General features: G+C 71.3%; 20 protein-coding genes. 11 read left to right on the forward strand and 9 right to left on the reverse strand.

What is annotated here, in order from left to right; genetic code table 11:
- The first annotated feature begins 296 nt into the window (after window positions 1-296).
- The 5 genes from PYS65_RS27065 (at window position 297) to PYS65_RS27085 (ending at window position 4356) form a co-directional block, all read left to right on the forward strand.
- Window positions 297-1229: a TraR/DksA family transcriptional regulator gene (locus PYS65_RS27065; protein ID WP_279336546.1), complete on the forward strand. Its 933-nt coding sequence runs from the start codon at window positions 297-299 to the stop codon at window positions 1227-1229.
- Between the two features lie 88 nt (window positions 1230-1317).
- Complete coding sequence (gene lspA / locus PYS65_RS27070; protein WP_279336547.1) at window positions 1318-1953, forward strand: signal peptidase II; 636 nt, start codon at window positions 1318-1320, stop codon at window positions 1951-1953.
- 55 nt (window positions 1954-2008) lie between these two features.
- Window positions 2009-2953: an RluA family pseudouridine synthase gene (locus PYS65_RS27075; RefSeq protein ID WP_279336548.1), complete on the forward strand. Its 945-nt coding sequence runs from the start codon at window positions 2009-2011 to the stop codon at window positions 2951-2953.
- On the forward strand, window positions 2950-3417 hold the full coding sequence (locus PYS65_RS27080) for a GNAT family N-acetyltransferase (RefSeq protein ID WP_279336549.1): 468 nt from the start codon (window positions 2950-2952) through the stop codon (window positions 3415-3417). Before PYS65_RS27075 ends, PYS65_RS27080 begins: the two co-directional genes overlap by 4 nt.
- 192 nt (window positions 3418-3609) lie before the next feature.
- Complete coding sequence (locus PYS65_RS27085) at window positions 3610-4356, forward strand: SDR family NAD(P)-dependent oxidoreductase (RefSeq protein WP_279336550.1); 747 nt, start codon at window positions 3610-3612, stop codon at window positions 4354-4356.
- A gap of 7 nt (window positions 4357-4363) precedes the next feature.
- On the opposite strand, the gene PYS65_RS27090 is transcribed toward PYS65_RS27085, so the two are convergent.
- Both PYS65_RS27090 and PYS65_RS27095 read right to left on the reverse strand, forming a co-directional pair.
- Window positions 4364-5566, reverse strand: a complete 1203-nt coding sequence (locus tag PYS65_RS27090) for a mechanosensitive ion channel family protein (protein ID WP_279336551.1) — start codon at window positions 5564-5566, stop codon at window positions 4364-4366.
- A 149-nt stretch (window positions 5567-5715) separates the two neighbouring features.
- The gene (locus PYS65_RS27095; protein WP_279336552.1) at window positions 5716-6921 is read right to left on the reverse strand and encodes an RNA-guided endonuclease InsQ/TnpB family protein; all 1206 of its coding nucleotides are present in this window, start codon (window positions 6919-6921) and stop codon (window positions 5716-5718) included.
- A 170-nt stretch (window positions 6922-7091) separates the two neighbouring features.
- Here PYS65_RS27095 and PYS65_RS27100 point away from each other — a divergent pair, with 170 nt between their 5' ends.
- Window positions 7092-7667: a dienelactone hydrolase family protein gene (locus PYS65_RS27100; protein ID WP_279336553.1), complete on the forward strand. Its 576-nt coding sequence runs from the start codon at window positions 7092-7094 to the stop codon at window positions 7665-7667.
- A gap of 28 nt (window positions 7668-7695) precedes the next feature.
- Here the strand turns inward: PYS65_RS27100 and PYS65_RS27105 are convergent, their stop codons facing one another.
- The 4 genes from PYS65_RS27105 to PYS65_RS27120 form a co-directional block, all read right to left on the reverse strand.
- Window positions 7696-9381: an alkaline phosphatase D family protein gene (locus PYS65_RS27105; RefSeq protein ID WP_279336554.1), complete on the reverse strand. Its 1686-nt coding sequence runs from the start codon at window positions 9379-9381 to the stop codon at window positions 7696-7698.
- Between the two features lie 90 nt (window positions 9382-9471).
- On the reverse strand, window positions 9472-10284 hold the full coding sequence (locus PYS65_RS27110; RefSeq protein WP_279336555.1) for a thioredoxin domain-containing protein: 813 nt from the start codon (window positions 10282-10284) through the stop codon (window positions 9472-9474).
- A gap of 141 nt (window positions 10285-10425) precedes the next feature.
- Window positions 10426-11127, reverse strand: a complete 702-nt coding sequence (locus PYS65_RS27115) for a hypothetical protein (RefSeq protein WP_279336556.1) — start codon at window positions 11125-11127, stop codon at window positions 10426-10428.
- 101 nt (window positions 11128-11228) lie between these two features.
- A complete protein-coding gene (locus tag PYS65_RS27120; RefSeq protein ID WP_279336557.1) occupies window positions 11229-12554 on the reverse strand; it encodes a DUF2252 domain-containing protein in 1326 nt (441 codons plus the stop codon).
- A 259-nt stretch (window positions 12555-12813) separates the two neighbouring features.
- Between PYS65_RS27120 and dnaE the strand changes: the two genes are divergently transcribed.
- Window positions 12814-16353 carry a DNA polymerase III subunit alpha gene (dnaE, locus tag PYS65_RS27125; RefSeq protein ID WP_279336558.1) on the forward strand — a complete coding sequence of 1180 codons (3540 nt, stop codon included), beginning with the start codon at window positions 12814-12816 and terminating at the stop codon, window positions 16351-16353.
- 155 nt (window positions 16354-16508) lie between these two features.
- Here the strand turns inward: dnaE and PYS65_RS27130 are convergent, their stop codons facing one another.
- Complete coding sequence (locus tag PYS65_RS27130) at window positions 16509-16673, reverse strand: hypothetical protein (protein ID WP_279336559.1); 165 nt, start codon at window positions 16671-16673, stop codon at window positions 16509-16511.
- Window positions 16674-16895: 222 nt separating this feature from the next.
- Here PYS65_RS27130 and PYS65_RS27135 point away from each other — a divergent pair, with 222 nt between their 5' ends.
- From PYS65_RS27135 to PYS65_RS27150, 4 genes are all read left to right on the forward strand, one after another.
- The gene (locus PYS65_RS27135) at window positions 16896-18098 is read left to right on the forward strand and encodes an NYN domain-containing protein (protein WP_279336560.1); all 1203 of its coding nucleotides are present in this window, start codon (window positions 16896-16898) and stop codon (window positions 18096-18098) included.
- 200 nt (window positions 18099-18298) lie between these two features.
- Window positions 18299-19273 carry an ABC transporter ATP-binding protein gene (locus PYS65_RS27140; RefSeq protein ID WP_279338095.1) on the forward strand — a complete coding sequence of 325 codons (975 nt, stop codon included), beginning with the start codon at window positions 18299-18301 and terminating at the stop codon, window positions 19271-19273.
- Window positions 19274-19407: 134 nt separating this feature from the next.
- Window positions 19408-20229 (forward strand): ABC transporter permease, encoded by an 822-nt coding sequence (locus tag PYS65_RS27145; protein ID WP_279336561.1) that lies wholly within the window; start codon window positions 19408-19410, stop codon window positions 20227-20229.
- 34 nt (window positions 20230-20263) lie between these two features.
- Window positions 20264-21055: an AAA family ATPase gene (locus PYS65_RS27150; RefSeq protein ID WP_279336562.1), complete on the forward strand. Its 792-nt coding sequence runs from the start codon at window positions 20264-20266 to the stop codon at window positions 21053-21055.
- Between the two features lie 166 nt (window positions 21056-21221).
- On the opposite strand, the gene ybaK is transcribed toward PYS65_RS27150, so the two are convergent.
- Window positions 21222-21722 carry a Cys-tRNA(Pro) deacylase gene (ybaK, locus tag PYS65_RS27155; protein WP_279336563.1) on the reverse strand — a complete coding sequence of 167 codons (501 nt, stop codon included), beginning with the start codon at window positions 21720-21722 and terminating at the stop codon, window positions 21222-21224.
- Between the two features lie 49 nt (window positions 21723-21771).
- Window positions 21772-22512, reverse strand: a complete 741-nt coding sequence (locus tag PYS65_RS27160) for an LON peptidase substrate-binding domain-containing protein (RefSeq protein WP_279336564.1) — start codon at window positions 22510-22512, stop codon at window positions 21772-21774.
- Window positions 22513-22520: the final 8 nt, after the last annotated feature.

The raw sequence follows: 22520 nt of genomic DNA on the forward strand, positions 1-22520 counted from the left end.
ACCGGTTTGTCGCACAGACGGTCGACGGAGCGGCACGCGCGCCGTGGAGGCCCCGTGGAGGCCCCCCCATGGGGTGACATACGCCCGAATGGAGTGGTACAGGCGTTCGGATGTGTGGACGTCCGGCTTGATGGCATACCCGGCGGGGAGCTGGGCACAACGCATGCAGGTCCGCCGCGCGGCGTCGGCGGGGCGGGCGAATCGGACGGTGCGCCCCGTTGCCGCGGGGTCCGGGCCGATTTATCGTCCCAGCACGATTCGCGTGCAAGATCACGGTATGTGAAGGGGCCGCGGCCATGGTGGCGAAGAAGACCGCCGACGAGAAGTCGGCGCCCAGCAGGGCCGCGCCCGTTTCCGGCGGCGGAGCCGAGGGGGAGGGCGGGAGGAGGAGCGCGGAGGAGGGCGGGAAGGCGGCGGCCGCGAAGGGAGCGGCCGCGCGGAAGGCGGCTGCGAAGACGGCGGCCGAGAAGAAGACGGCGGGAAAGGCCGCGAAGGGAACGGCGGCGAAGAAGGCGGCCGGGAAGAAGGCGGTCTCCGCGGCGGCGGCCGACGGCTCGGGCGGGGAAACGGCCGGAGCGGGGGCCGGCGTCGGGCGGGCCGGTGCTTCGCGGGGCGTCGGGGAGCGGGCCGGCCGGGGCGCCGCACACGAGGGCACCACCAGGACCAGCGGGGGCACACAGGACATGGCCGGGCGCGGCACGGCCACTGACGCGGGCGCGGCCGAGGCCGCGACGCAGACGGGAGCGACCACGGTGGGTGCTAAGAAGACTCCTGGTACGGCGACGACGGCGAAGACCGCCGTACCCAAGGCGCGGATCGCGGCGGTGGAGCCCGGCGATCTCGCGGTGCGCCCGGGCGAGGATCCCTGGACACTGAAGGAGGTCGAGGACGCACGGGTCGAACTGATGACCGAAGTGCTGCGACTGCGCGAGGAGATCAGCTCGTCCGAGCGGTCGCTGGCCGGCCTGATGCGGGACTCCGGTGACGGCGCGGGCGACGACCAGGCCGACACCGGTACGAAGAACATCACGCGGGAGCACGAACTGGCGCTCGCCGCCAACGCGCGCGAGATGCTCACCCAGTACGAGCACGCCATGCAGCGCCTGGACGCCGGCACCTACGGCCTGTGCGAGAACTGCGGCGACCCCATCGGGAAGGCCCGTATGCAGGCCTTCCCCCGGGCCACGCTGTGCGTCGAGTGCAAGCAGAAGCAGGAGCGACGCTACTGATCACCTCCACATGCCTCCTGAGCACGAGGGCCGCACGGAGTGTGTCGTACCCTCGTCCTCAGTCAGGTACCTAGGTTGAGGGACTCACGTGGCAGAGGCGGAGCGCATCATCGGTACGCCGGAGATCCCGGACGCGGACCGGGACGGACAGGACCGTGCCGAGCACGACCGGGCCGAGGAGACCCGGGCCGATGCCCGGACCGATGCCCAGGAGGCAGCGGAGGCCGGGACATCCCGCGGCAAGCGGCGGGTGGCCGTGCTGTTCGCCGTCGCCGCCGTCGCCTACGCCCTCGATCTGATCAGCAAGATGATCGTGGTCGCCGAGCTGGAACACCACGAGCCCATCGAGATCATCGGGGACTGGCTGAGGTTCGAGGCCATCCGCAACGCGGGCGCGGCCTTCGGTTTCGGCGAGGCCTTCACCGTGATCTTCACGGTGATCGCGGCGACGGTGATCGTGGTGATCGTCCGGCTCGCCCGCAAGCTGTACAGCCTGCCCTGGGCGATCGCGCTGGGGCTGCTGCTCGGCGGTGCCCTCGGCAACCTCACGGACAGGATCTTCCGCTCCCCGGGCGTCTTCCGGGGCGCGGTCGTGGACTTCATCGCGCCCAAGCACTTCGCCGTCTTCAACCTGGCGGACTCGGCGATCGTCTGCGGCGGCATCCTGATCGTCCTGCTGTCCTTCCGGGGCCTCGACCCGGACGGAACCGTCCACAAGGACTGACCGGCCCGCTGAACGCGCGTACGGGGTTGTCCGAGCGGTCCGGCATACTCGACGGGTGAGCACCATTCCCGAGATCCGTACCCTGCCCGTGCCCGACGGCCTGGAGGGCGAGCGCGTCGACGCCGCCATCTCCCGCATGCTCGGCTTCTCCCGGACCAAGGCGGCCGAGCTCGCCGCCGCGGGAAAGGTCACGGTCGACGGATCGGTGGTCGGCAAGTCGGAGCGGGTCAGCGGCGGCGCCTGGCTCGAGGTGGAGATGCCGCAGGCGCCCGCGCCGGTCCAGGTGGTCGCCGAGCCCGTCGAGGGCATGGAGATCGTGCACGACGACGACGACGTGGTCGTCATCGTCAAGCCGGTCGGGGTCGCCGCCCACCCCTCGCCCGGCTGGACCGGACCGACCGTGATCGGCGGTCTCGCCGCCGCCGGGTACCGCATCTCGACCTCCGGCGCCGCCGAGCGCCAGGGCATCGTGCACCGCCTGGACGTCGGCACCTCCGGTCTCATGGTGGTCGCCAAGTCCGAGTACGCGTACACCTCGCTGAAGCGCCAGTTCAAGGAGCGCACGGTCGACAAGCGCTACCACACGCTGGTCCAGGGCCACCCCGACCCGACCAGCGGCACCATCGACGCGCCCATCGGCCGCCATCCGCACCACGACTACAAGTGGGCGGTCATCGCCGAGGGCAAGCCCTCCGTCACGCACTACGACCTCGTCGAGGCCTTCCGCGCCGCCTCCCTCCTCGACGTCAAGCTGGAGACCGGCCGCACGCACCAGATCCGCGTCCACATGGCCGCCCACCGGCACCCCTGCGTGGGCGACCTGACGTACGGCGCCGATCCCACGCTCGCCAAGCGGCTCCGCCTGACCCGCCAGTGGCTGCACGCCGTGGGGCTCGGCTTCGAGCACCCCGGGGACGGCCGGTGGGCGGAGTTCACCAGCGACTACCCCGAGGACCTGCAGCAGGCGCTGGACCAGGTCCGGGAGGAGACGTACGCGTGAGCACCCCGTACGTGGTCCGCGAGGCGGTGGGGCCCGGCGACCGGGAGGCGTGCTTCGCGGTGCGCAAGGAGGTCTTCGTCGCCGAGCAGGGCGTGCCGGAGGACCTCGAGTACGACGCGTACGACTCCGGTGCCGTGCACGTGCTGGCACTCGGCGAGGACGGCACGGCATTCGGCACCGGGCGTCTGCTGCACGGCGAGGCCGCCGCCGCGAAGAACGGCGGGGACGCGTCGACCGGCGCTCTGGGGCGGCTCGCGGTGACCCGCCGGGCGCGCGGGCTCGGCGTCGGGGCGGCGCTGGTGCGGGGCATCGAGGAGGCGGCCCGCACGCGCGGACTCACCGCCGTCGACCTGCACGCGCAGACCCATGCCCTGGGGTTCTACGAGCGGCTGGGATACGAGGCGTACGGGCCGGAGTTCCCGGACGCGGGCATGCCGCACCGGGCCATGCGGCGCGTTCTGTAACCGGGGCGTCGAACGGTCTGCCGAGGGCAGGGGCGCGGTCGCCCTCGTCCGGCTGCCGGCGACCTGGCCGACGAAGCGGCTGGGAGCGGAGGCCGACCCCGAAGCGGTGGACCGGGTGCCGCGACATCCGGATGTGCGGAGCGTGCGGTGAGTTCGTCCTCCGGCGCGGCCTTCTGTTCGTAGGGTCGGGGTATGACGCGAAACGTGGTGATCAGCGGGGGCGGTACGGGGATCGGGCTGGCGGCGGCACAGATGTTCGCCGCGGACGGGGACCGGGTGCTGCTGCTCGGGCGGCGCGGGGACGTGCTGGAGCGGGCCGGGGCCGGGGTGCCGGGGGCGTCGGTGTACGCCGCCGACCTCGCCGACCCGGTGGCCGTGCGCGGTGCCAGCGGCTTCGTGGGCCGGGAGTTCGGGGCCGTCGACGTGCTGATCCACAGCGCCGGGGGCAACGGCCTCCTCGAGCCACCTGCCGGCGGCGACGACCCGCTCGACGCCGTCGCCCGCCACTGGACGGTCAACTTCCGGCTCAACCTGCTGACCGCCGTCCTGCTCACGGAGGCCCTGAAGGACCGGCTCGCCGAACCCGGCGGGCGGCTGCTGTTCCTGAGCTCCATCGCCGCCTACCGGGGGTCCGGGCAGCTCGCGTACGCGGCGGCCAAGGCCGGACTGCACCCGTACGCCCACGACCTCGCCCGGAAGCTGGGGCCGCACGGCATCACGGTCAACGTGGTCGCGCCCGGCTACGTCGAGGACACCGCCTTCTTCGGCGACGGCCTCGACGACGAGCGGCGGGCCCGGCTGATCGCCGAGACGTCCGACGGCCGGGCCGGGAGGCCCGGGGACGTGGCCGCCACCCTGCACTGGCTGGCCTCCCCGGGCGCCGCACACATCACCTCCCAGATCATCCAGGTCAACGGCGGAGCGGAACGCGGTCACTGAGACGCCGTCAGCGTTTGTTGGTGTTGGCCGTGCTTGATGTGTTCGCCGTGCTCGCCGTGCTCGCCGGGCTTACGGGCGTTTCCCGCTTCCCGGCGGTCTCGTGCGGGCTGCGGGCCGCCGGTACGGTGCCGGAGGAGCGACGGTGGCCGCCGAACTCCGGTGCCGGGCCCGGCGGAAGTTCCGCGGCGGCCGTGCTGACCCGGGGCAGGGCGTAGGGGTGCTCCTCGGTCAGCCAGCGGATCATCTGCTCGCGGACCGTGACCCGTACCGTCCAGATGTCGTCCGCGTCCCTGGCCGTCACCAGGGCCCGCACCTGCATGGTGGTGGGCGTGCTGTCCGTCACGGTCAGGTTGTAGGCGCGGCCGTCCCAGGCCGGGCACTCCCGCAGGATGTCGCGGAGCCTGTCACGCATCGCCTCCAGCGGGGCCGAGTGGTCCAGGTGCCAGAGGACGGTGCCGGTCATCTGCGGTGTGCCGCGCGACCAGTTCTCGAACGGCTTGGACGTGAAGTACGACACCGGCATGGTGATCCGGCGCTCGTCCCAGGTGCGCACGGTCAGGAAGGTCAGGGTGATCTCCTCGACCGTGCCCCACTCGCCGTCCACCACGACCGTGTCGCCGATGCGCACCATGTCGCCGAAGGCGATCTGCAGTCCGGCGAACAGGTTGCCGAGCGTGGACTGGGCGGCGACACCGGCGACGATGCCGAGGACACCGGCCGAGGCCAGCAGCGAGGCGCCGGCCGTGCGCATCGCGGGGAAGGTCAGCAGCATCGCGGCCGCCGCCACCACCCCGACGACGGCCGAGACCACCCGCCTGATCAGCGTCACCTGGGTGCGCACCCGGCGGACCCTGGCCGGGGCGCGTTCGCGGTGCACGTTGGCGTACCGGGTGTACGAGGTCTCGACGACGGCCGCCGCGATCCGGATCGCCATCCAGGCGACCGATCCGATCATCACCAGCGTCAGGATCCGCCCGATGCCTTCCCGGTGGGCCTCGAACAGCCGGGCCTGGTCGTACGTCCCTCTCAGCAGGGCCGCGCAGATCAGCAGCTGGTAGGGGATGCGGGCGCGGCGGAGCAGCTCCCACATCGGGGTCTCGGGATGCCGTTCGTCGGCCTTGCGCAGCAGTCGGTCGGTGGCCCAGCCGAGCACCAGGGTGAGCACGACCGAACCGCCGACCACGATCAATGGGCGGAGCACGTCTTCCATGCCCTCGAACGTAACCGGCCTCGCGCGGAGTGAACATGTGAGGTTCGCGCCGTCGTGGGTACGGCCCCCCGGCCCCTGGCCCGGTCGGCACACCCGGCTGGCACCATGGGCGTCTTGACATCTTCCCCCTCCCGAAGGGAGGGGGATTCCTACGGCTCGCGCCGTGGGGTTTTCTGCTTCGTCGCCGACCGCCCGCCCGGAGTTCTCCGTTGAGGTCTTACACCGGCTCCACAGACCGACACGGCCAGCCCGGCCGCCAGAAGGTTCTCCGCCGCGTTCACATCCCGGTCGTGGACCGTGCCGCAGCCGTCGCACGTCCAGGTACGGACGCTCAGAGGCATCTTCTTTTGCAAGGTGCCGCAGGAGGAGCACAGCTTGGAGGAGGGGAAGAAGCGGTCGACCGCGATCACTTCCCGCCCGTACCAGGTGGCCTTGTACTCCAGCATGGAGCGGAACTCGCTCCAGCTCGCGTCCGAGATGGCCCGGGCGAGCGTGTGGTTTTTGACCATGTTGCGCACGGTCAGGTCCTCGATCACGAGCGTTTGGTTTTCACGCACGAGCCGAGTGGTCAGCTTGTGCAGGCTGTCTCGCCTGCGGTCGGTGATCCGGGCGTAGATCTTGGCGACCCTGATCCGGGCCTTGCGCCGGTTGGCTCCGTCGCCCCTGGCCTTTTTCGCGAGGTTTTGCTGGGCCTTGGCAAGACGGGTACGGTCGCGGCGCTCGTGCCTCGGGTTGGCGATCTTCTCGCCGGTGGAGAGGGTCAGCAGGTGATCCAGACCGACGTCGACGCCGACCGCCGTATCGGCGGCGGGCAGCGGTTTCACTCCCGGGTCCTCGCACAGCAGCGACACGAACCAGCGCCCTGCCGCGTCCTGCGACACGGTCACCGTGGAGGGCGTCGCCCCCTCGGGGAGCGGACGGGACCACACGATGTCCAGCGGGTCGGCCATCTTCGCCAGCGTCAGCGTCCCCTCACGGAAGCGGAAACCGCTGGTGGTGTACTCGGCGGACTTGCGGGACTTCTTCCGGCTCTTGAAGCGGGGGTACCTGGACCGCTTGCCGAAGAAATGGGTGAACGCCGCCTGCAGGTGGCGCAGGCTCTGCTGCAACGGCACGGAGGAGACTTCGGAGAGGTAGGCGAGTTCCTCGGTCTTCTTCCACGCGGTCAGCATCGCCGAGGTGGCGTTGTAGTTGACCCGCTCCTGCCGCGCCCATGCCTCGGTACGGGCGGTGAGGGCGAGGTTGTAGACCTTGCGCACGCAGCCGAATGTGCGCGACAGCTCAGCTGCCTGCGCCTCGGTTGGATGGAAGCGGTACTTGAAGGCCCGCTTCACGCACGTTTCGGTCACGCTCACAAACTAGCGTCATGGTGCCTTACCGCCAAACGTGCGGGTCAGAGCACCGGCATCCGCCCTGGGAGCGGATGCCGGCGTCTTTGTCCTGCTCCGCAGGGATCCGTTTCTCCCCCGCAAGCGGGGGCACCCCCACTCCGCCCCGAACGGCGGAGCATCCACGGAGGAACCTGATGAACATCATGCTGTTTCACTCGACCTACGGCCTTCGGCCCGCGGTGTCCCAAGCCGCGGACCGGCTGCGCGGCGCCGGACACGAGGTGTGGACGCCCGACCTCTTCGAGGGCCGTACGTTCGACACGGTCGAGGAGGGCATGGCCCACCAGGAGTCGATCGGCAGGGACGAGTTGCTGAGACGGGCCGTCCTCGCCGCCGCGCCCTACTCGGAGCGGGGGCTGGTGTACGCCGGCTTCTCCTTCGGCGCCTCGGTCGCCCAGACGCTGGCCCTCGGCGACGGCAGGGCGCGCGGGCTGCTGCTTCTGCACGGCACCTCGGACATCGCGGCCAACGCCCAGGTGGACGACCTGCCGGTGCAGCTGCACGTCGCCGAGCCGGACCCGTTCGAGACCGACGACTGGCTGAGCGCCTGGTACCTGCAGATGGGCCGCGCCGGAGCCGACGTCGAGGTGTACCGGTACGCCGGGGCCGGCCACATCTACACCGACCCCGACCTGCCGGACCACGACGAGGAGGCCGCCGAGGCCACCTGGCGGGTGGCGCTCGGCTTCCTCGACTCGCTGGAGGACTGATCCGGGGACGTCAGACCGGTCCGGGGCGTCAGACCGGGGTGTGGACGCGCTCGACCCGCTGCGTGCCGCTGCGGGTCCGGTACGAGCGGGCCCACGCGGAGGTGGCGGCCGGGTCGGTGCGGCCGGACAGCACGTAGTAGTCCATCTGCGTCCGCTCGGCGGTGACGTCCAGCACGCCGTAGCCGTGGCGGTCGGTGTCGACCCAGTGGACATGCCGGTTGGTGGCCCTGATCAGCGGTGAGGCGACCGTGGAGACGGTGCCCTCGGCAACCTTGACGATGTCGTCGAGGTTGTCGGAGGTGACCGAGGTGACGACGAACTCGGTGGCCGCCGACGGGGACAGCGGATAGGTGCCCGCGTTCACCGGTACGTCGTTGGCCCACGCCATGTGGATGTCGCCGGTGAGGAAGACCGTGTTGCCGATCGCGTTCGTCCGCAGATGGGTGAGGAGTTCGCGGCGGTCGTCGGTGTAGCCGTCCCACTGGTCGGTGTTGAGGGCGAGGCCCTCCTGCGGCAGGTCCAGCAGCTCGGCGAGCGGCTTCAGCAGACTGGCCGGGAGCGCGCCGAGGGCGAGCGGCGAGATCATCACCGAGGTGCCGACCAGCCGCCAGGCGGTGTCGGACGACGACAGTCCCGCCTTGAGCCAGTCGAGTTGGGCGCGGCCGGTGAGCGTGCGGTCCGGGTCGTCGACCTCGCCGTCGCCGAGTGCGGCCTGCTGGGAGCGGAAGGAACGCAGGTCCAGCAGCGAGAGGTCGGCGAGCTTGCCGAAGCGCAGTCGGCGGTAGGTGGTGCCGGCCAGCGCGGGGCGCACCGGCATCCACTCGAAGTAGGCCTGCTGGGCGGCGGCCTGACGGGCGGCCCAGGCGCCCTCCGCACCCTCGGTGTGGTTCTCGGCGCCGCCCGACCAGGCGTCGTTGGCGAACTCGTGGTCGTCCCAGATCGCCACGACCGGCGCCTTGGCGTGCAGTGCCTGGAGGTCGGGGTCGGTCTTGTACGTCGCGTGCCGGACGCGGTAGTCGGCGAGGGTGACGATCTCGTGGGCGGGCGCGTGCGGGCGGACGGTCCTGCCGCGGGTGCCGTACTCGCCGGTGCCGTACTCGTAGATGTAGTCACCGAGGTGCAGCCAGGCGTCCAGGTCGCCGCGGGCCGCGAGATGGCGGTACGCCGAGAAGTGCCCGGCCTCCCAGTTGGCGCAGGAGACCACGCCGAAGCGCAGACCGGTCACCGCGGCGTCGGCGGCCGGGGCGGTGCGGGTACGGGCGACGGGGGAGTCGGTGCCGTCGGCGGAGAAGCGGAACCAGTAGTCGGTGGCCGGCCTGAGGCCGCGGATGTCGGCCTTGACGGTGTGGTCGGAGGCGGCGGTGGCGCGGGTCGAGCCCCTCGCGACGACCGTGCTGAACGCCTTGTCCAGGGCGACGGTCCAGCCGACCTCGGTGTCCGGGCCGAGTCCGGAGCCGGGTATCGCCTCCGGCGTCGGCGTCACCCGCGTCCACAGCAGGACGCCGTCCGGCAGCGGGTCGCCGGAGGCCAGCCCGTGCAGGAAGGCGGGGGCCTGGGCGGTGGCGGCGCGGGCGGCCGGCGCGGCGGCGAGCGGCCCCGCCAGGACCGCGCCGGCGGCAGCCGCCTTGACGACCGTACGGCGGCGCGGAGCAAGGGAGTCGGAGTCCGCGACGGCGGAGAAGGTGCTCTCGGATGATCTGTGTCGACTGGTCACAGCCGATCAGGTTACTGACAGGTACGCGCGAGAGCGGGCGAACTCACAAAAGTTCGCCCGCTCTTCGGCGCGGGGTCGGCCGGCCGGGGGTCAGGCCTTGAGGGCCTTGTCGATCGCCGCGGTGAACTCGGGGGCCGTCATGGGCGCGTTCTGCCCGTCCGCCCCGGTGAGCTTCTTGCCGTCCATCATCAGCGTCGGGGTGCCCTTGACGTCGCTGTCGTCGAACTTCTTGGACATCTCCAGCGCCCACCTGTCGTAGGTGCCGTTCTCCACGGCCGTCTGGAACTTCTTGTTGTCCTTCAGTTCCTCGACGGAGTTCGCCACCTTGATCAGGTAGGAGTCGTCCTTGAACGTGTCCTGGCTCTCCGCGGGGTGGAACTCGGCCGAGTAGAGCGCGGCCTTGTAGGCGAGGAACGCCTCGGGGCTGACGTTCAGCGCGGCGCCCATGGCGCTCAGGGCGTTCTTGGAGCCCTCGCCGGTCAGGTTGCGGTCCAGGAACGAGGCGCCGATGAACTGGACCTTGTACTTGCCGTCCGCGACGTCCTTCTGGATCGTCTCACCGACGCCCTGCTCGAACGTGGCGCAGATCGGGCAGCGCGGGTCCTCGTACAGCTCCAGGGTCTTCTTCGCGTCGGCCTTGCCGACGACGACGGTCGTGCCGTTCTCGCCGCTGCTGTTGGCCGGCTTGACGAGCTTGGCGTCCTCCGCGGCCTCCCACGCGCTGGGCTGGTTGGCCTGGACGATGAGGTAGCCGGCGCCGCCGGCTATCGCCAGGACGCCGACGATCGAGCCGGCGACGATGAGCTGGCGCTTGACCTTGGCCTTCTTGGCCTCGCGCTCGCGCTCGACGCGCAGACGCTCACGGGCCGCCGTCTTCGCCGACTGGCTGTTCCGCTTGCTCATGGTGATGCTCTCCACGGGGGGACGCGCACAGTGTTGTGCGGGATGTGTACGGGGGGACTGCAGATGCTCGGACTCGGGCCGCCGACGCCGGGGCGGAGGGTCGCCTCAGCCTCAGCCTCAGACGCCTCAGCCTCAGACGCCTCAGGCGAAGGCGGCGGAGCGCGGCGGTCCGCGTCGTCCCAGGGAGTGCACGAGGAACCGGTCCACGGCCGTGGTGGTCCGGAGGGCCGGGCGATGCGGCCGACGGGCCTTCGGGGCCCGGTGCACGGTCACCGCGGCGACCGCCAGCAGCAGCGGCCGGAACGTGTTCGCCGCCATCGCGCCCAGCAACTGGGCCAGCGCGCGCTCGCCGCGGTACAGCCAGGCGGCGGCCAGCAGGCCGACGCCGATGTGCGCGCCGAGCAGCAGCCAGGCGGTGGCGGGACCGGCCTGGGCGAACAGGCCCACGAACCGGTCACCGCCGTCGGCCGCGGTGCCGGCCACCCGGGCCAGCGGGGTGCCCACACTGCCGCCGTCGCCGCACAGGAGGTCGAGGCCGACCGAGCGCAGCGGGCCCGCGACCGGGCCGCCCATCCGTCCGTAACAGAGGTGCTGCCCGGTGGTGAACACGGTGTCGGCGGCGAGCTCCAGCGGGATCAGCAGGGCGGCGATCCGCCCGAAGGAGCCCTCCCGGCCCGCGAGCGCGTAGGCCAGGACGAACACGGCGGCGGCGATCACCGCCACCGTGTTCAGCGGCAGCGGGGCCCCGGACAGCAGCACGTGCGACGCGGCGCTGAGGGTCACGACCATGGTCGTGAACAGCGCCGCGCGCACGGCTCTGAGCGGGGCTCCGGGTATGTCCATGATGGGAACGAGTGTGTCACGTGCTCCGGTAAGGGATCCCTAAAGGGGTCCTGTGGACTGTGTCTCCCCGGCGGGCTGTGCCTCCCCGGGCGGGAGGAAGGTCACAGGCCCGGGATCCTGCCGTTGCGGAACAGGTCCAGGAAGATCTGGTGGTCACGGCGCGCGCGTGCGCCGTAGGTGTGCGCGAAATCGACCAGCAGGGGCTCCAGCCCGTCCTCGTCGGCCGCGATCGCCGCGTCGATGGCGCGCTCGGTGGAGAACGGCACCAGGGACTCGCCGGAGGTGTCGTCCGCGGCCGCGTGCATCGTGGCCGTGGCCCGGCCGAGGTCGGCGACGACCTGGGCCATCTCCTCCGGCTCGTCGATGTCGCCCCAGTCCAGGTCCACGGCGTACGGCGAGACCTCGGCGACCAGCTGCCCCGCGCCGTCCAGCTCGGTCCAGCCCAGCCACGGGTCGGCGTGCGCCTGCAGGGCGCGCTGGGAGATCACCGTGCGGTGGCCCTCGTGCCGGAAGTAGTCCCGGATCGCCTGATCGGTGATGTGCCGGGAGACGGCCGGGGTCTGGGCCTGCTTGATGTAGATCACGACGTCGTTCTCCAGGGCGTCGCTGTGCCCCTCCAGCAGGATGTTGTACGACGGCAGCCCGGCCGAGCCGATGCCGATGCCGCGGCGGCCCACGACGTCCTTCACCCGGTAGGAGTCCGGGCGGGCCAGCGAGGCGTCCGGCAGCGTCTCCAGGTAGCCGTCGAAGGCGGCGAGGACCTTGTAGCGGGTGGCGGCGTCGAGCTCGACCGCGCCGCCGCCGGAGGCGAAGCGGCGCTCGAAGTCACGGATGACGGTCATCGAGTCCAGCAGCCCGAAACGGGTCAGCGAACGGGCGTCGCGCAGCGCGTCGAGCAGCGGCCCCTGCGCGGTGTCCAGCGTGAACGGCGGCACCTCGTCGCTCTTCGCCCCGGTCGCCAGCGCGTGGACGCGCTCCCGGTACGCGGCCGTGTAGATCCGCACCAGCTCGGTGATCTGCTCGTCGCTGAGCGCCTTCGCGTACCCGATCAGCGCCATGGAGGCGGCGAAGCGCTTGAGGTCCCAGGTGAAGGGGCCGACGTAGGCCTCGTCGAAGTCGTTGACGTTGAAGACCAGGCGGCCGTTGGAGTCCATGTACGTGCCGAAGTTCTCCGCGTGCAGATCGCCGTGGATCCACACCCGGGACGTCCGTTCGTCCAGGTACGGTCCGCCCCGCTTCTCCGCGTTCTGATCATGGTAGAAGAGGCACGCCGTGCCCCGGTAGAACGCGAACGCCGAGGCCGCCATCTTCCGGAACTTCACGCGGAACGCGGCCGGGTCGGCGGCCAGGAGTTCGCCGAAGGCGGTGTCGAGAACGGCGAGGATCTCCTCGCCGCGGTGCTCGTCGTCGAGCTGCGGGACCGACATCGCTGAGTGCCTCCTGGTGCGGGACGTCCGGGAACGGCTGATCCGTCCCCTGCCTAACGCGCGGCGCGTCACGGGAGTGCCCGCGCCACTCGCCAGAAGGTACGACGGCGGAGCCTGTAGGTGTCAGTGCCGGAGCATAGACTTCGACGTTGATTACCGGAGAGCCCACCTGCCCGTCACTCACTGCCCACCCGTCACCCGACCACCGCCCCTCAACGAGGCGCTCCGCGCCACAGCAATCATCCTTGGAGGCCGTACCGTGCCGAAGTCGCCCTTCACGCACCTGCACGTCCACACCCAGTACTCGCTGCTGGACGGTGCCGCGCGGCTGACGGACATGTTCAACGCCTGCAACGAGATGGGCATGAGCCACATCGCCATGTCCGACCACGGCAACCTGCACGGCGCGTACGACTTCTTCCACAGTGCGCAGAAGGCCGGAGTCACCCCGATCATCGGGATCGAGGCGTATGTCGCGCCCGAGTCGCGGCGCACCAAGCGCAAGGTCCAGTGGGGCCAGCCGCACCAGAAGCGGGACGACGTCTCCGGTTCCGGCGGTTACACCCACAAGACCATCTGGGCGGTCGACAGCACGGGCCTGCACAACCTCTTCCGGCTCTCCTCCGACGCGTACGCCGAGGGCTGGCTGCAGAAGTGGCCCCGGATGGACAAGGAAAGCATCGCCCAGTGGTCCACCGGGCTCGTCGCCTCCACCGGCTGCCCCTCCGGTGAGGTCCAGACCCGGCTGCGCCTCGGCCACTTCGACGAGGCGGTCAAGGCGGCCGCCGAGTACCAGGACATCTTCGGCAAGGACCGGTACTTCCTGGAGCTGATGGACCACGGCATCGACATCGAGCACCGGGTCCGCGACGGCCTCCTGGAGATCGGCAAGAAGCTCGGCATCCCGCCCCTGGTCACCAACGACTCGCACTACACGTACGCGCACGAGGCGACCGCCCACGACGCGCTGCTGTGCATCCAGACCGGCAAGAACCTCTCCGACCCCGACCGCTTCAGGTTCGACGGCACCGGCTACTACCTCAAGTCCACCGAGGAGATGTACGCCATCGACTCCTCGGACGCCTGGCAGCAGGGCTGCGACAACACCAGGCTGATCGCCGAGATGGTCGACACCACGGGCATGTTCGAGAAGCGCGACCTGATGCCCAAGTTCGACATTCCGGAGGGGTACACCGAGGTCAGCTGGTTCCGCGAGGAGACCCTGCGCGGCATGCACCGCCGCTTCCCGGGCGGCATCCCGGACGACCGCATGAAGCAGGTCGAGTACGAGATGGACACCATCATCTCGATGGGCTTCCCCGGGTACTTCCTCGTCGTCGCCGACTTCATCATGTGGGCCAAGAAGCAGGGCATCGCGGTCGGCCCCGGCCGTGGCTCCGCCGCCGGCTCGATCGTCGCCTACGCCCTCGGCATCACCGACCTCGACCCGATCCCGCACGGCCTGATCTTCGAGCGGTTCCTCAACCCCGAGCGCGTCTCCATGCCCGACGTCGACATCGACTTCGACGAGCGCAGGCGCGTCGAGGTGATCCGGTACGTGACGGAGAAGTACGGCGCCGACAAGGTCGCCATGATCGGCACCTACGGCAAGATCAAGGCGAAGAACGCCATCAAGGACTCCGCGCGCGTGCTGGGCTACCCGTACGCCATGGGCGACCGGCTCACCAAGGCCATGCCCGCCGACGTCCTGGGCAAGGGCATCGACCTCGACGGCATCACCAACCCCTCGCACCCGCGGTACAACGAAGCGGGCGAGATCCGGTCGATGTACGAGAACGAGCCGGACGTGAAGAAGGTCATCGACACCGCCAAGGGCGTCGAGGGCCTGGTCCGGCAGATGGGCGTGCACGCGGCCGGCGTGATCATGTCCAGCGAGCCGATCGTCGACCACGCCCCGCTCTGGACGCGGCACACCGACGGCGTGACCATCACACAGTGGGACTACCCCCAGTGCGAGTCGCTCGGGCTCCTGAAGATGGACTTCCTGGGCCTGCGCAACCTCACCATCATGGACGACGCCATCAAGATGGTGAAGGCCAACAAGGGTATCGACCTGGAGATGCTCGCCCTCCCGCTGGACGACCCCAAGACCTTCGAACTGCTCTGCCGCGGTGACACCCTCGGCGTCTTCCAGTTCGACGGCGGCCCGATGCGCTCGCTGCTCCGCCAGATGCAGCCCGACAACTTCGAGGACATCTCCGCCGTCTCGGCCCTCTACCGGCCGGGCCCGATGGGCATGAACTCGCACATCAACTACGCGGAGCGCAAGAACGGCCGCCAGGAGATCACACCGATCCACAAGGAACTGGAGGAGCCGCTCCAGGAGGTGCTGTCGGTCACCTACGGCCTGATCGTCTACCAGGAGCAGGTGCAGAAGGCCGCCCAGATCATCGCGGGCTACTCGCTCGGCGAGGCCGACATCCTCCGCCGCGTGATGGGCAAGAAGAAGCCCGAGGAACTGGCGAAGAACTTCGTCCTCTTCCAGGCGGGCGCCCGTAAGAACAACTACAGCGACGAGGCGATCCAGGCCCTGTGGGACGTGCTGGTCCCCTTCGCCGGCTACGCGTTCAACAAGGCCCACTCCGCCGCGTACGGCCTGGTGTCGTACTGGACCGGGTACCTCAAGGCGAACTACCCGGCCGAGTACATGGCCGCGCTGCTCACCTCGGTCAAGGACGACAAGGACAAGTCGGCCGTCTACCTCAACGAGTGCCGTCGCATGGGCATCAAGGTGCTCCCGCCGAACGTCAACGAGTCCGAGTCGAACTTCGCCGCGCAGGGCGACGAGGTGATCCTCTTCGGCCTCTCCGCGGTCCGCAACGTCGGCACCAACGTCGTCGAGTCGATCATCAAGAGCCGCAAGGCCAAGGGGAAGTACGCCTCCTTCCCGGACTACCTCGACAAGGTCGAGGCGGTCGTCTGCAACAAGCGGACCACGGAGTCGCTGATCAAGGCGGGCGCCTTCGACTCCATGGGGCACACCCGCAAGGGCCTCACCGCCCACTACGAGCCGATGATCGACAACGTGGTCGCGGTCAAGCGCAAGGAGGCCGAGGGACAGTTCGACCTCTTCGGAGGCATGGGCGAGCAGGAGACCAGCGAGCCCGGCTTCGGCCTCGACATCACCTTCACCGACGACGAGTGGGACAAGACCTACCTGCTCGCGCAGGAGCGGGAGATGCTCGGCCTGTACGTCTCCGACCACCCGCTCTTCGGACTGGAGCACGTCCTGTCCGACAAGGCCGACGCGGGCATCTCCCAGCTCACCGGCGGTGACTTCGGCGACGGCGCGGTGGTCACCATCGGCGGCATCATCTCGGGCCTCCAGCGCAAGATGACCAAGCAGGGCAACGCCTGGGCGATCGCCACCGTGGAGGACCTCGCCGGTTCCCTCGAGTGCATGTTCTTCCCCGCGACCTACCAGCTCGTCTCGACCCAACTCGTCGAGGACGCCGTGGTGTTCGTCAAGGGCAGGCTCGACAAGCGCGAGGACGTGCCGCGCCTGGTCGCCATGGAACTCCAGGTGCCCGACCTGTCCAACGCGGGCACCAACGCGCCCGTCGTGCTCACCATCCCGGCCACCAGGGTCACCCCGCCGATGGTCAGCCGCCTCGGCGAGATCCTCGGCCACCACAAGGGCGACAGCGAGGTCCGCATCAGGCTCCAGGGGCCGACGAAGACGACGGTGCTGCGCCTGGACCGGCACCGGGTCAAGCCGGACCCCGCCCTGTTCGGCGACCTCAAGGTCCTCCTCGGCCCGTCCTGCCTGGCGGGCTAGTAGCCCGAGGGGCCCCGAGGGACGGTGCGCGCCGGGTCCGGTCGGCCGGCGTGGGGGAAGAGACGCCCACGACGTAAGAGGGGGTGCGCCCGGTGACGGGCGCACCCCTCTGCAGGTACCGTGCGCGGGGCGCTCAACGGCGCCTCACGCAGGTGTCAGTTGTGGCCGAAGCGCTTCTGCCGGCCCTTGCGGGCGACGTCGCCGGGAGTGATCTGCGGGCCGTGCTGCTCGGTCTGCGGCTCCGCAGCGGCCGGCTGTGTCGCCTGCTGGGAGCGCCCGGTCGGCTGCTGCTTCCGTTCACGGTTCTTGTTCTTGGCCATGGTGATGCCTCCTGTGGGGGATCTAGGGGCCAGGGCCGGGACCAGACTCACATAGCCGAATGATGGTCGCATGTCGGACAATTACCGTGTGTGACAGGGTGAGTGGGCGAAGGAAGTGTGGAAACGCCACGCCGAAGATCGAGTTCGGGCCGTTAACCCCGGCACGGTCGGGCAGACTCGAAGCAAGCCCGAAGCAAACCTCCCGGAAAGAGGGTGGATCGCGTGGACCGCTGCATCGTCCTGGTGGACGCCGGGTATCTGCTGGGGGCCGCCGCCAGTCTCCTCGCCGGGGAGCCCTCGCGGTCCCGCATCACCGTCGATCACGCCGCCCTCATCCAGGGGCTGCGCGACCGTGCCGAGTCCGACACGAGTCAGCCCCTGCTGCGGATCTACTGGTTCGACGGCGCCCCCGACCGCGTGCCGCAGCCCGAGCACCGCCGGCTGCGGGTGATGCCCAGGGTGACCGTCCGGCTCGGAGCCCTCACGCGCAGTGACGGCCGTTGGGCGCAGAAGGGCGTGGACGCCGCCATGCACGCCGAGTTGACCGAGCTGGCCCGCAACCGCGCCTGTTCCGACATCGTCCTGGTCACCGGCGACGGCGACCTGCTGCCCGGCATGATGGCGGCCAAGGAGCACGGTGTCGCCGTCCACCTGTGGGCCGTACAGGCCGCCGACGGCGACTACAACCAGTCCGAGGACCTGGTCGCCGAGGCCGACGAACGCCGGGTGCTGGACCGTGCGTGGATCACCAAGGCGGTGCGGGCCAAGGACTTCTCCGGGGTGTGCGCCCCGCCGCCCCCCGCCCGTCCCGACATCGCGGCGATCCTCTCCGCCCCGCTGCCGGAGTCCGCGCCGGCCGCCGAGCAGGCCGAGCAGGAACCCCCGCACCCGGGCGGCGCCGGACACAACGGCACCGGCGAGCGGTCGCCCGCCACCAAGGGCGTACCCACCCCCAAGGACCTGGCGGCCCTCCGCGGCCCCAGTGCCCCGCACCCCCAGCAGCCGCAGTCCGCCACCCTGCGCTGGTCCTCCGACAAGGGCTGGGTCGACCGGTCCGTCACCGAGCCCGCCGACGCCGCCTCGTTGCCGACGCTCGCCCAGCTGACCTCCGCGGAGCAGCGATGGGCCGACCGTGAGGAGGACATCACCACGGTCGGCGGAGACCCCTTCGAGGTGGGACAGGTCTTCGCCCGCCGCTGGGTGGACCGGCTCGGGGACCAGAGCGGCATCCAGAAACTGTCCGCCATGTACCCCCGCATCCCGCACCGCGTCGACGGCGAGCTGCTGCGCTACGCCGCCCGCTTCGGCCTGCTCGCCCACAAGGACGACCAGATCGACGAACGCGACCGGTACGCCATCCGCGCGGGCTTCTGGCGCGAGCTGGACCTGCGCACGGGAACGGAGCGCGCCGCGGCCGCGGAGTGACCGAGGGCCCGCCCGATGCCCGTGCCACCGTGCGGGGACGGAGCTTCGCGGCGGGTTCGGCGGGTACGACGGGTCTGTTGTTCCGCCGGTGTTTTTGGGGCGGTCGGCCGACCCGGGAGCGGAACCGGGCCGCGGACCCCGTAGTCTCGTTCCTTGTGAGCACGCGCGCGGTACACGCATTCCGGCACGATGGCGACATCGTGTGCGCGGTGCGCGGGCTGACCAAGACGTATCCGGCGGCCCGCGGACGCCGCGGGGTCCCGGCGACCCCCGAGGTCCGGGCCACCGACGACGTGACGCTCGACGTCCGGCGCGGTGAGATCTTCGGACTGCTCGGGCCGAACGGGGCCGGCAAGTCCACCCTGGTGCGACAGCTCACCGGTCTGATGCGGCCCGACCACGGCAGCGTGCGGATCCTCGGCCACGACATCGTGCGCCACCCCGAGCGCGCCGCGCGGATCCTCGCCTACCTCGGGCAGGAGTCCACCGCGCTCGACGAGCTGACGGTCTCCCTCGCCGTCGAGACCACCGCGCGCCTGCGCGGCCTCGACGTGAAGCGGGCTCGTGCGGACCGCGACGCCGTCCTCGACGAACTGGAACTCACCCCGATCGCCGGACGCCCCCTGAAGAAGCTGTCCGGCGGTCAGCGCCGGCTGGCCTGCTTCGCCACCGCGCTGGTGGGGGAGCGGCCGCTGCTGGTGCTCGACGAACCCACCTCCGGGATGGACCCGGTGGCGCGGCGCGCCGTGTGGTCCGCCGTCGACCGGCGCCGGGGCGAGCACGGCACCACCGTGCTGCTGGTCACCCACAACGTCATCGAGGCCGAGACCGTCCTCGACCGGGTCGCCGTCCTGGACCGGGGCCGGGTGATCGCCTGTGACAGCCCGGCCGGGCTGAAGGAGCGGGTCGCGGGCGAGGTGCGGGTCGACCTGGTGTGGCGCGAGGCGGCCCCGCTGCACGTGCCCGAGGTGGCCGCGCTCGTGGACCGCGCCGTCGCGTCGGGCCGCCGCTGGACGCTGCGGCTCGGACCCGAGGAGGCCCGTACGGTCGTCGCCACCGTCACCGGCGGCGCCGCCTTCGCCGCGCTGGACGACTTCACGCTCGCCACGCCCAGTCTGGAGGACGTGTACCTGGCGCTGGGCGGTGCCGTGCGGCAGGGACTGGTGAAGGCGTGAGCGACGGCGGGGCGCCGAGCGCACCGGGCGCCGTGTCCGTACGGAACAGGACGACTGCCGGAGTGGATGCGAGTGGATCTCCGGCCGAACCTCCGAGGGAACCTCCGTCGGAATGGGAAGGGGAGCAGCGCGACGTGAGTGTCGTACCCGCCGATGTCCTGCCGGGCGGCGCCCCGGCCGCGGAGGAGGCCGCGCCGGAGCCGGCCGTACTCGGACCGCGGGCGCGGCTGTGGCCCGCACTGGCGGCCGTGTACCGGGCGCAGCTGTCCCGGGCGCGGGTGGCGCGGATCCCGCTGCTGTTCGTGGCGACCTTCCAGTCCGTCGGGATCATGATCCTGATGCGCGGGGTCGTGGACGGCGGCGGTGAGGCGCGGGCGGTGGTCGCTGGATCGTCCGTCCTGGTCGTCGCCTTCGTCGCGCTCAACCTGCTCGCGCAGTACTTCGGACAGCTGCGGGCCGGCGGCGGCCTCGACCACTACGCGACCCTGCCCGTCCCGCCGGCGGCGGTGGTGCTGGGGGCCGCAGGCGCCTACGCCTCGTTCACCGTGCCGGGGACCGTGGTGACCGCGGCCTTCGGGTGCGTGCTCTTCGGGCTGCCGCTGACGCATCTGTGGGTGCTGGCCGCGGTGATCCCGCTCTCGGGAGCCGCGCTCGCCGGGCTGGGGGCCGCGCTGGGGCTGCTCGCGCCGCGGGCCGAGTTGGCCACGCTCCTCGGCCAGCTGGGCATGTCGGCGGCACTGCTGCTGGGCGTGCTGCCGGCGGAGCGGATGCCGGAGGCGGTACGCCTGGTCCGGGACCTGCTGCCGTCGACGTACGGCGTCGAGGCCCTCGCACGGACCTTCGCGCCGCATCCCGACTGGGCCCTGGTCCTGGGCGACCTCGCGGTGTGCGGGGTGGTCGGTGTGCTCTCGCTGGCCGTGGCGACCTGGGCGTACCGCAGGGCCGCTGTCCGGTGACGCGCCGCGCAGCCGGGCCTGGCACGATGTCAGGGTGAGCGCACCTCTGACACCACCACCGCCTCCGCACGGCCGTTCTCCGCACGGCGGGTGGCAGCCCCCGTCCGCCGGCCAGGCGGCCGCCGCCTCCGCGGACGGGTCCGCCGGTCACGGCCGTACCGGGCCCGCCGGACACGCCGGATTCGCCGTGCCCGCCGGATTCGCCGGGCACGGTGGCCAGGGTGACCACGCCGGCTACGGCTGGTACGAACAGGACGGCCCCGGGATGAGGACGGAACTGCGCGAGGCCGCCGTGACCGCGGTGGCGGTGGCGCTCGGCGGGGTGCTGCTCGGCGTGCTGTGGTGGTGGCTGGCGCCACGCGTGCCGCTGACGGGCGATGTCGTGGGCGACAACTGGGTCGTCTACCTCAAGGACACCGAGGGCGAGCAGGCCATCGGGGTGGACGGGACGTTCACGCTGCTCGCCCTGGGGCTCGGTGCGGTGAGCGCGCTCGCCGTGTTCCTCGTGCGGCGGCGCGGGGGCGTGCCGCTGGTGGTGGCGCTCGGGGTCGGCGGGCTGCTCGGCTCGTTGCTGGCGTGGCGGCTCGGGGTGTGGCTCGGGCCCGCGCAGGACGTCGTCGCCCACGCGAAGCAGGTGGGCGCAGGGGTGACCTTCGAGGCGCCGCTGAAGCTGAGCGCCAAAGGAGCGCTGCTGGCCTGGCCGTTCGCCGGGCTGGTCGTCCACCTGGGCCTGACCGCGCTCTTCGGCCCCCGCGACCCCGACCCCTTCCCGCCGGCGGACCTCTCCGTACCGCAGCGGCCGGACGGCGGGGCCCCGGGAGCGTAGCTCCCCGGCGGGGCGTGCGGGGGCCCGGTTCAGGCGGGACCGCCTGCCGTGGTTCGCGCGGCCCTTCCTGGTGCGCCACTTGCGTTTGCGGGTCCTCCCCGACAAGCCCCGACAAGTCCCGACGTGCCTCTTCTCATCAGCGGAAGAAGCGGGGCCCGTCGAGGGTTCAGACACGCCCGATCGGGGCGAGCACCGCCGCGGTCAGCTCGGCCAGGTCGCCCGGGGCGAGCTCGACCTCCAGGCCGCGGCGGCCGGCCGAGACACAGATCGTCTCGTGCAGGCCGGCCGATTCGTCCAGCACCGTCCGGAGCCTCTTGCGCTGGCCCAGGGGCGAGATGCCGCCGCGGACGTAGCCCGTGGTGCGTTCCGCGAGGGCGGGGTCGGCCATCGCGGCACGCTTGCCGCCCACCGCCGCCGCCAGGCCCTTCAGGTCCAGCTGCCCCGCCACCGGGACCACCGCCACCGTCAGCACGCCGTCGACGTCCGCCACCAGCGTCTTGAAGACGCGGTCCGGGGAGACGCCCATCGCCTCGGCCGCCTCCTCGCCGTAGGACGGGTGCGCCGGGTCGTGGTCGTAGGAGTGGACCGTGAACGGCACCCCGGCCGCGGTGAGCGCCACCGTCGCGGGCGTTCCGCCCGGCTGCTGCTTCTTGGACTTCCTGGCCATTCCCGCCCCTGCCGCCGCTGCCGCTGTCCTTGCCGCTGTTCCTGCCGCCTCAGTTGAGATTCGTCGGTCCGCGGGTCAGGTCGGACGCGGGCAACGACGGCAGGTGGCGGATGACGGCCGTCTCCGTGCGAAGGAGCCGCAGCTCGTCGCGGAGCCGGGACGCGGTGTCCGGTGCCTGGAGCAGACGCTGCTTGGTCGGCGTGTCGAGCATCATCGCGGCGGCGACCAGGTACGACACCACCCCCGGCTCGTCCGGCAGTTCCGCGCCGGTCGTCAGCGACCGTTCCCGCGCCCCCGCCAGCCGCTTCTGGTACTGGCGGAACGCCCGCAGCACCCCCTCCGCGAGCGCCCCCGCCTCCTCGCCGGGCTCCTCGGCCAGCGGTTCCAGCTCGGCCGTCAGGAACGGTCCGGAAGCGTCGACCGACAGGAGGCGCATCCGGGTCGTCCCCGTCGCCAGCACCTCGAAGGTGCCGTCGGACCGCTCCCGGATCGTGGCCGCGTCGGCCACACAGCCCACCTTGTGGAAGGCCCGCAGCGGGTCCGGTCCGAAGCCCGCCGCCGGGCCCTGTTCGGGCACGGACGTGGGGTCCGGCATGCCGGGGGCGCTCGGGGCGAGCTCGTGGCCGTCGCGGATCGCCACGACGACGAACCGGCGCGGCTCGTCCTCGGGGGTCTTCAGAAGCTCGCGCATCATGGCGCGATAGCGCTCCTCGAAGACGTTGAGCGGAAGCACGAGCCCCGGGAACAGTACCGAGTTCAGGGGGAAGAGCGGGAGCCGGACGGTGGTCACGACGCAAA

The organism is Streptomyces cathayae (genome assembly GCF_029760955.1).
GTDB classification, from domain to species: Bacteria; Actinomycetota; Actinomycetes; order Streptomycetales; family Streptomycetaceae; genus Streptomyces; species Streptomyces cathayae.